This is a genomic window from uncultured Aquincola sp. (assembly GCF_964001545.1).
Taxonomy (GTDB): Bacteria; Pseudomonadota; Gammaproteobacteria; order Burkholderiales; family Burkholderiaceae_C; genus Aquincola.
On sequence record NZ_CAXFDV010000276.1, the window covers coordinates 1 to 6,804 of the forward strand.

The 6,804-nt window shown below is 70.3% G+C and carries 8 protein-coding genes; 7 read left to right on the forward strand and 1 reads right to left on the reverse strand.

The window, feature by feature from the left end; translation table 11 throughout:
- From ABNT58_RS09620 to ABNT58_RS09650, 7 genes are all read left to right on the forward strand, one after another.
- On the forward strand, positions 1–792 hold a 792-nt coding region (locus ABNT58_RS09620), incomplete at its 5' end, for an acyl-CoA dehydrogenase family protein (RefSeq protein ID WP_348753268.1).
- A 1-nt stretch (position 793) separates the two neighbouring features.
- Positions 794–1,903, forward strand: coding sequence for an acyl-CoA dehydrogenase family protein (locus tag ABNT58_RS09625; RefSeq protein ID WP_348753269.1), 1,110 nt, complete (start codon positions 794–796; stop codon positions 1,901–1,903).
- Positions 1,904–2,009: 106 nt separating this feature from the next.
- Positions 2,010–3,128 (forward strand): glycerophosphodiester phosphodiesterase family protein, encoded by a 1,119-nt coding sequence (locus ABNT58_RS09630; RefSeq protein ID WP_348753270.1) that lies wholly within the window; start codon positions 2,010–2,012, stop codon positions 3,126–3,128.
- Positions 3,092–4,084, forward strand: coding sequence for a P1 family peptidase (locus ABNT58_RS09635; protein ID WP_348753271.1), 993 nt, complete (start codon positions 3,092–3,094; stop codon positions 4,082–4,084). The genes ABNT58_RS09630 and ABNT58_RS09635 overlap by 37 nt, the downstream gene beginning before the upstream one ends.
- Positions 4,085–4,162: 78 nt before the next feature.
- Positions 4,163–4,870, forward strand: a complete 708-nt coding sequence (locus tag ABNT58_RS09640; protein ID WP_348753272.1) for a 16S rRNA pseudouridine(516) synthase — start codon at positions 4,163–4,165, stop codon at positions 4,868–4,870.
- Between the two features lie 7 nt (positions 4,871–4,877).
- Positions 4,878–5,834 (forward strand): bifunctional riboflavin kinase/FAD synthetase, encoded by a 957-nt coding sequence (locus ABNT58_RS09645; RefSeq protein ID WP_348753273.1) that lies wholly within the window; start codon positions 4,878–4,880, stop codon positions 5,832–5,834.
- Positions 5,835–5,988: 154 nt separating this feature from the next.
- Positions 5,989–6,606: a discoidin domain-containing protein gene (locus ABNT58_RS09650; RefSeq protein ID WP_348753274.1), complete on the forward strand. Its 618-nt coding sequence runs from the start codon at positions 5,989–5,991 to the stop codon at positions 6,604–6,606.
- 40 nt (positions 6,607–6,646) lie between these two features.
- Here the strand turns inward: ABNT58_RS09650 and ABNT58_RS09655 are convergent.
- Positions 6,647–6,804, reverse strand: a 158-nt coding sequence (locus tag ABNT58_RS09655; protein ID WP_348753275.1) for a TOBE domain-containing protein, incomplete at its 5' end; no start/stop codon positions are given.

The following is a 6,804-nucleotide window of genomic DNA, read 5'->3' on the forward strand; positions in this document are numbered from 1 at the left end:
CCGGGCTCCGGCTCGGACCTGGCTTCGGTCAAGACCCGCGCGGTGCGCCAGGGCGACAAGTACATCGTCAACGGCCAGAAGACCTGGACCACGCTGGGCCAGTATGGCGACTGGATCTTCTGCCTGGTGCGCACCAGCACCGAAGGCAAGCCGCAGACTGGCATCAGCTTCCTGCTGATCGACATGAAGAGCCCCGGTATCACCGTGCGGCCCATCATCACGCTGGATGGTGAGCACGAGGTCAACGAGGTGTTCTTCGACAACGTCGAGGTGCCGGCCGAGAACCTGGTGGGTGAAGAGAACAAGGGCTGGACCTACGCCAAATACCTGCTGGCGCATGAGCGCACCAACATCGCCGACGTCAACCGCGCCAAGCGCGAGCTGGAACGGCTCAAGCGCATCGCCAAGGCCGAAGGCGTGTACGAAGACACCCGCTTCCGCGACCAGATCGCGCTGCTGGAAGTGGACATCGTGGCGCTGGAGATGATGGTGCTGCGGGTGCTGAGCGCCGAGACCAGCGGCAAGAACAGCCTGGACGTGGCAGGCCTGCTGAAGATCCGCGGCAGCGAGATCCAGCAGCGCTACACCGAGCTGATGATGCTGGCCGCCGGCCCTTACGCCCGCCCCTACGTGCATGAGGCGATGGAAGCCGGCTGGCAGGGCGACCACGTGGGCGCGGCCTACCTGGCGCCGCTGGCCGGCACCTACTTCAACATGCGCAAGACCACCATCTACGGTGGCTCGAACGAAGTGCAACGCAACATCGTCGCGCAGACCGTGCTGGGGAGCTGACATGAACTTCGATTTCTCGGAAGACCAGGTCTCGCTGCGCGACGCGGTGCAGCGCTGGGTGGAAAAGGGCTTTTCGTTCGACCGCCGCCATGCGCTGGCCAAGGCCGGCGGCGCCACGCGCGAGGTGTACGCCGAACTGGCCGAGCTGGGCCTGGCCGGCCTGGCCGTGCCCGAGGCGCACGGCGGCATGAACTTCGGCCCGGTGGAAGCCATGGTGGTGATGGAAGAGCTGGGCCGCGGCCTGGTGAATGCCCCCTTCACCGAAGCCGCGCTGGTGGCCCCGGCCCTCTTGGCCGGCGCGCCCGAGGCGGTGCAGGCCGCCTGGCTGCCGCGCATGGCCGAGGGCTCGGCCCTGGTGGTGCCCGCGCTGCAGGAGCGCCGCGGCCGCTACCGGCTGGAAGCCACCGACACCACCGCCAGCGCCGCGGGCGATGGCTTCACCGTGAGCGGCAGCAAGAGCCTGGTGCCCGCGGGTGACGAGGCCGATGCCTTCATCGTCAGCGCCCGCCATGGCAACGGCACCGGCCTCTTCCTGGTGGAAAAGGCCGCCGCCCAGGTGCGCGGCTACCCCACGCAGGACGGCGCCCGTGCGGCCGAAGTGAGCTTCAGCGACGCCCCGGCGCTGCTGGTGGCGCAGGACGGCCTGCCAGCGCTGTCGCACGCCACCGACGTGGGCATTGCCGCGGTGTGCGCCGAAGCCGTGGGCCTGATGGACCGCTTGCTGGCCATCACCGTGGAGTACATGAACCAGCGCAAGCAGTTCGGCGTCACCATCGCCAGCTTCCAGGCGCTGCGCCACCGCGTGGCCGACGTGAAGATGCAGGTGGAGCTGGGCCGCTCGATGAGCTACTTCGCCACGCTCAAGCTCGGTGAGCCGCAGGAGCAGCGCCGCCGTGCGCTGTCGCAGGCCAAGGTGCAGCTGGGCCACAGCATGCGCTATGTGGGCCAGCAGTGCGTGCAGCTGCACGGCGGCATCGGCGTCACCGACGAGTACGTGGCCAGCCATTACTTCAAGCGCCTCACCATGCTGGAGATGGCCTGGGGCGACACGCTGCACCACCTGGGCGAAGTGTCGGCCCGCATGCAGGACACGGCAGGCGTGTTCGCCTGAAGCACAGACCTGCGCCGCCGGTTCACGGCGCGGTCATCTTGTCTAGGCAAGCTCAGGCGCCCCCTTGCGGGGCGCCTTACCTTACAAGACTGCCAGGAGTACCCCGATGAACCCGTTCCGCCTCGCCCGCCTCAGCGCCATGACCGCCCTGGTGCTGGGCACCTGGGTCGCCGCCCTGCCGGCCGCCCATGCTGCCGACCCCATCGTCATCGCCCACCGTGGTGCCAGCGGCTACCTGCCCGAGCACACGCTGGCCGCCTATGAGCTGGCCGTGAAGATGGGCGCCGACTACATCGAGCCCGACCTGCAGCTGACCAAGGACGGCCAGTTGGTGGCCATGCACGACGACACGCTGAACCGCACCACCAATGCGGCCTCGCTGTTCGCGCCGCGCAATGGCGGCTACAAGGTGGCCGACTTCACGCTGGCCGAGATCAAGACGCTGACCGTCGTGCCCCCGGCCGGCGGCACGGCGCAGAACAGCTACCCCGGCTTCACGCCCGCCAACACCCGCCTGGAAGTGCCCACCTTCCAGGAAGTGATCACGCTGGCGAAGCAGCAAAGCGCCCTCACCGGCCGCACCGTCGGCATCTACCCCGAGGCCAAGCAGGCCGACCCGGTGATGGAAGACCGCATCCTGTCGACCCTTACCGCCAACGGCTACGGCCGCGCCGCCGACAAGGTGTTCATCCAGTCCTTCAGCGACGCCACGCTGCGCAGCATCGACACCAAGCAGAACGCCCAGGGCACCGACATGAAGCTGGTGCTGCTGGGCGCGGCCATCACGCCGGCCGATGGCGTCGGCCGCGTGGCGGTGTTCGGTGCCACGGGCACCACGCTGCTGTCGCTGAGCGAGGTGGCCAGCTTCGCCGATGGCATCGGCCTGGTGATCAACTATGCCGCCGCGCCGCTGAGCAAGGCCTTCATCGACCAGGCGCATGCCGCCGGCCTGGAAGTGCACGGCTGGACCTTCGCCCAGCCCGACAAGGCACTGGCCGCCGCCGAATACCAGCGTTACCTGGAAATGGGCATGGACGGCGTGTTCAGCAACTACCCCGACCTCGCCGTGGCCGGCGTGCAGGCCTTCACCGCCGCCGTGCCCGAGCCGCAGACCTATGCGCTGATGGCGCTGGGCCTGGCCGGCATCGGCCTGGTGGCACGCCGCCGCCGCGCGGCTACAGTGGCCGGATGCAAGCTGCCAGCACCCGCTTTCCAGGCCATCTGACCGACGTGGCCGGCCTGCGGGTCGGCCACCACACGCTGGCGGCCGACTCCACCGGTTGCAGCGTGGTGCTGAGCCCGCCCGGCGGCGCGGTGGCCGGCGCCGACGTGCGCGGCGCCGCGCCTGGCACCCGCGAGACCGACCTGCTGCACTCCGACCACCTGGTGGACCGGGTGCATGCGCTGCTGCTCAGCGGCGGCAGCGCCTTCGGCCTGGACGCGGCCGGCGGCGTGATGCGCTGGCTGGAAGCACAAGGCCAGGGCCTGCCGGTGGGGCCGGCGCGGGTGCCCATCGTGCCGGCGGCGGTGCTGTTCGACCTGTGGCTGGCGCGCGGCGCGCGGCCCGATGCCGCGGCCGGCTGGGCCGCCTGCGAAGCGGCTTCCGACCAGCCTGAGGCCGAAGGCAATGTCGGCGCCGGCACCGGTGCCAGCCTGGGCAAGCTGTTCGGCCTGCCGCGCGCGATGAAGGGCGGCATCGGCAGTGCATCGCTGCGCGCCCATGGCGTGACGGTGGCGGCCATGGTGGCCGTCAATGCCATCGGCGACGTGATCGACCCCGCCACTGGGCTGGCGCTGGCCGGTGCGCGCACCGAAGACGGCGGGCGGCTGCAGCACACCGCGCGCAGCATCGTGCAGGGCCTGCCGGTGAGCGTGCCCGCCACCGGCAGCGCCACCACCATCGGCGTGGTGGCCACGGATGCGGTGCTCACCAAGCCCCAGGCCAACCGGCTGGCCACCGTGGCGCACGACGGGCTGGCCCGCAGCATCAACCCGGTGCACACGATGAGCGATGGCGACACCTTGTTTGCGCTGGCCACCGGCGGCGCCGGCCACACGCCGCCGATGACGGTGCTGGGCACGCTGGCCGCCGAGGTGGTGGCCCGTGCGGTGCTAAATGCGGTGCGCGCCGCCACCGGCGTGCCGGGGCTGCCCGCCGCGGCCGATCTGCCGCCCGGCTGAGCCCGCGCGGCGCGCACGCTGGCTACACTGCCGCCCCTCATGCAAGATGGCCTGCGCGGCAGGCCCCAAGGAGACGTTGTGCGCTTGGCTCAGGTGTTGTTCACGCAAGGCTTCGGCACCCGGCGGGTGTGCGCGGGCCTGATCGGCCAGGGCCTGGTGTCCATCGGTGGCCAGGTGGCCGACGACCCCGACCAAGAGGTGGCGACCGAAGGCCTGCGCTTTGTGGTGCAGGGCCGTGAATGGCTGTACCAGGCCAGCGCGCTGGTGCTGCTGCACAAGCCGGCGGGTTATGAATGCTCGCAAAAGCCCAAGCACCACCCCAGCGTGCTGATGCTGCTGCCGGCGCCGCTGCGCACCCGCGGCCTGCAGCCCGTCGGCAGGCTGGACGAAGACACCACCGGCCTGTTGCTGCTGACCGACGACGGCACGCTGATCCACAAGCTCACCTCGCCCAAGCACCATGTGCCCAAGGTGTACGAGGTCACGGCCAAGCACCCGGTGGACGAGGCCCAGTTGCAGCGCCTGCGCGATGGCGTGGTGCTGGACGACGACCCGCAGCCGGTGCGCGCCGCCGCCTGCGAAGCCACCGGCAGCCACACGCTGCGGCTGACGCTGACCGAAGGCAAGTACCACCAGGTCAAGCGCATGCTGGCCGCGGTAGGCAACCGCTGCGAAGGGCTGCATCGCAGCGCCATCGGCGGGCTCACGCTGGCGGACGGCCCCGAGCGCGGCCACTGGCGCTGGGTGACGGACGAGGAGCGCGCGGCCCTGCTGGCGCCGCGATAATCCGGCCATGCGCGTCTTCCGCGGTTTCCATCATCCCGGCATCGCACCGGCCTGTGCCCTCACCGTCGGCAACTTCGACGGCGTGCATCGCGGCCACCAGGCGATGCTGGCCCTGCTCAACAACGAAGCCCGCCACCGCGGCGTGCCCAGCTGCGTGCTCACCTTCGAGCCGCATCCGCGCGACTTCTTCGCGATGAAGGCCGGCACGCCCGAGAAGGCGCCGGCCCGCATCGCCACGCTGCGCGACAAGCTGTCAGAGCTGGAACGCTGCGGCATCGACCAGGTGGTGGTGCTGCGCTTCGACGAACGCTTCGCGGCGCTGACGGCCGAGGCCTTCATGCACGAGGTGCTGGCCAACGGCCTGCATGCCCGCTACGTGCTGGTGGGCGACGACTTCCGCTTCGGCGCGCGCCGCGCCGGCGACTACGCGATGCTGGACGCGGCCGGGCCGCAGCTGGGCTTCGACGTGGCGCGCATGCAGAGCTACGAGGTGCACGGCCTGCGCGTCAGCAGCTCGGCAGTGCGGCTGGCGCTGGCGGCCGGCGACATGTCGCGCGCCACCGCGCTGCTGGGCCGGCCCTACAGCATCAGCGGCCATGTGGTGCACGGCCGCAAGCTGGGCCGCGAGCTGGGCTTTCGCACGTTGAACATTCGCTTCGGCCACCGGCTGCCGGCGGCCGCGGGCATCTTCGTGGTGCGGGTGCACGGCCTGGGCCGCGGCCCGCTGGCCGGTGTGGCCAGCCTGGGCGTGCGGCCGACGGTGGAAGACGCCGGCCGCGTGCTGCTGGAAACCCACTGCCTGGAATGGCCGCTGGCCGAAGACGCCGGCTACGGCCGTGTTGTGCGCGTCGAGCTGCTGCACAAGCTGCACGACGAGCTGAAGTACGAGTCGCTGGAAGCGCTCAAGGCCGGCATCGCCCGCGACGAGGCCAACGCGCGGGCGTGGTTCCGGCTGGCGACTTGAGGGCGGCGAGCAGCCCCTGCCCCGCCTGACTGCGGGGGTCTGCGCGATCGCAGCCTCTCGACGTGAGCCGTTTGGACCTGGACCCGCCGCGCCAGGTACGGCAATGTCATGGCACCCCCCTAATGTGAAGCCTCCCACAACACAGGAGGTTTCCATGTTCAAGCATCTGCATCGCCACGGCATTGCTGCCGCTCTGCTGGTCTGTGCCGCGGTTCAGGCGCAAGCCGCCATCGTCACGCCGGTCAACGCGGTGGCATCCAGCAGCCACTTCACCGTCACCGCCCAGAGCCTGATCGACAACTCGGGCATGGCGGGCGATCTGCACGGCGGCGCGTGGGACACCATGTGGATCAAGGAAGGCACCTGGCCGGTGGACACCACCGCCACCCTCACCTTCGACCTGGGCGCGCTGCACGACATCAGCGCCGCGCTGGTGTGGCAGTACAACTCCGACATCGACTACACCCGCGGCGTGAAGGACTTCTACGTCAAGACCTCGACCGATGGCGTGCAATTCAGCACCGTGGGTGATCTGCGCACGCTGGAGCAATCCAAGGGCGGAATGATTCCGGCGCAGCTGGTGAGCTTCAGCGCCCAGGCTCGCTTCGTCCAGTTCGACATCCGCAGCAACTTCGACGCCCAATGGCCGTGGGTGGGCCTGAGCGAGGTCAAGTTCGTGGCGGCGCCGGTGCCCGAGCCGGGCACCTACGCGCTGATGGGGCTGGGCCTGGGCGCCATCGGTCTGCTGGTGCGCCGCCGCCAACAGGGCTGAGCTTGCAGCGGCCCCCCGGGGCCGCAGACCCTGGCTTTGCTCAGGCCACCCTGAGCTCCGTCTTCGCATCAAACAGATGCGCATGCGCCGCATCCCAGCGCAGGTGCACCGCATCGCCCACGCGTGCGCGCAGGTTGCCGGGCACGCGGATGGTCAGCGGGCCGGCCTGGGTGTCCACCGTGGCGTAGGTCTCGGGGC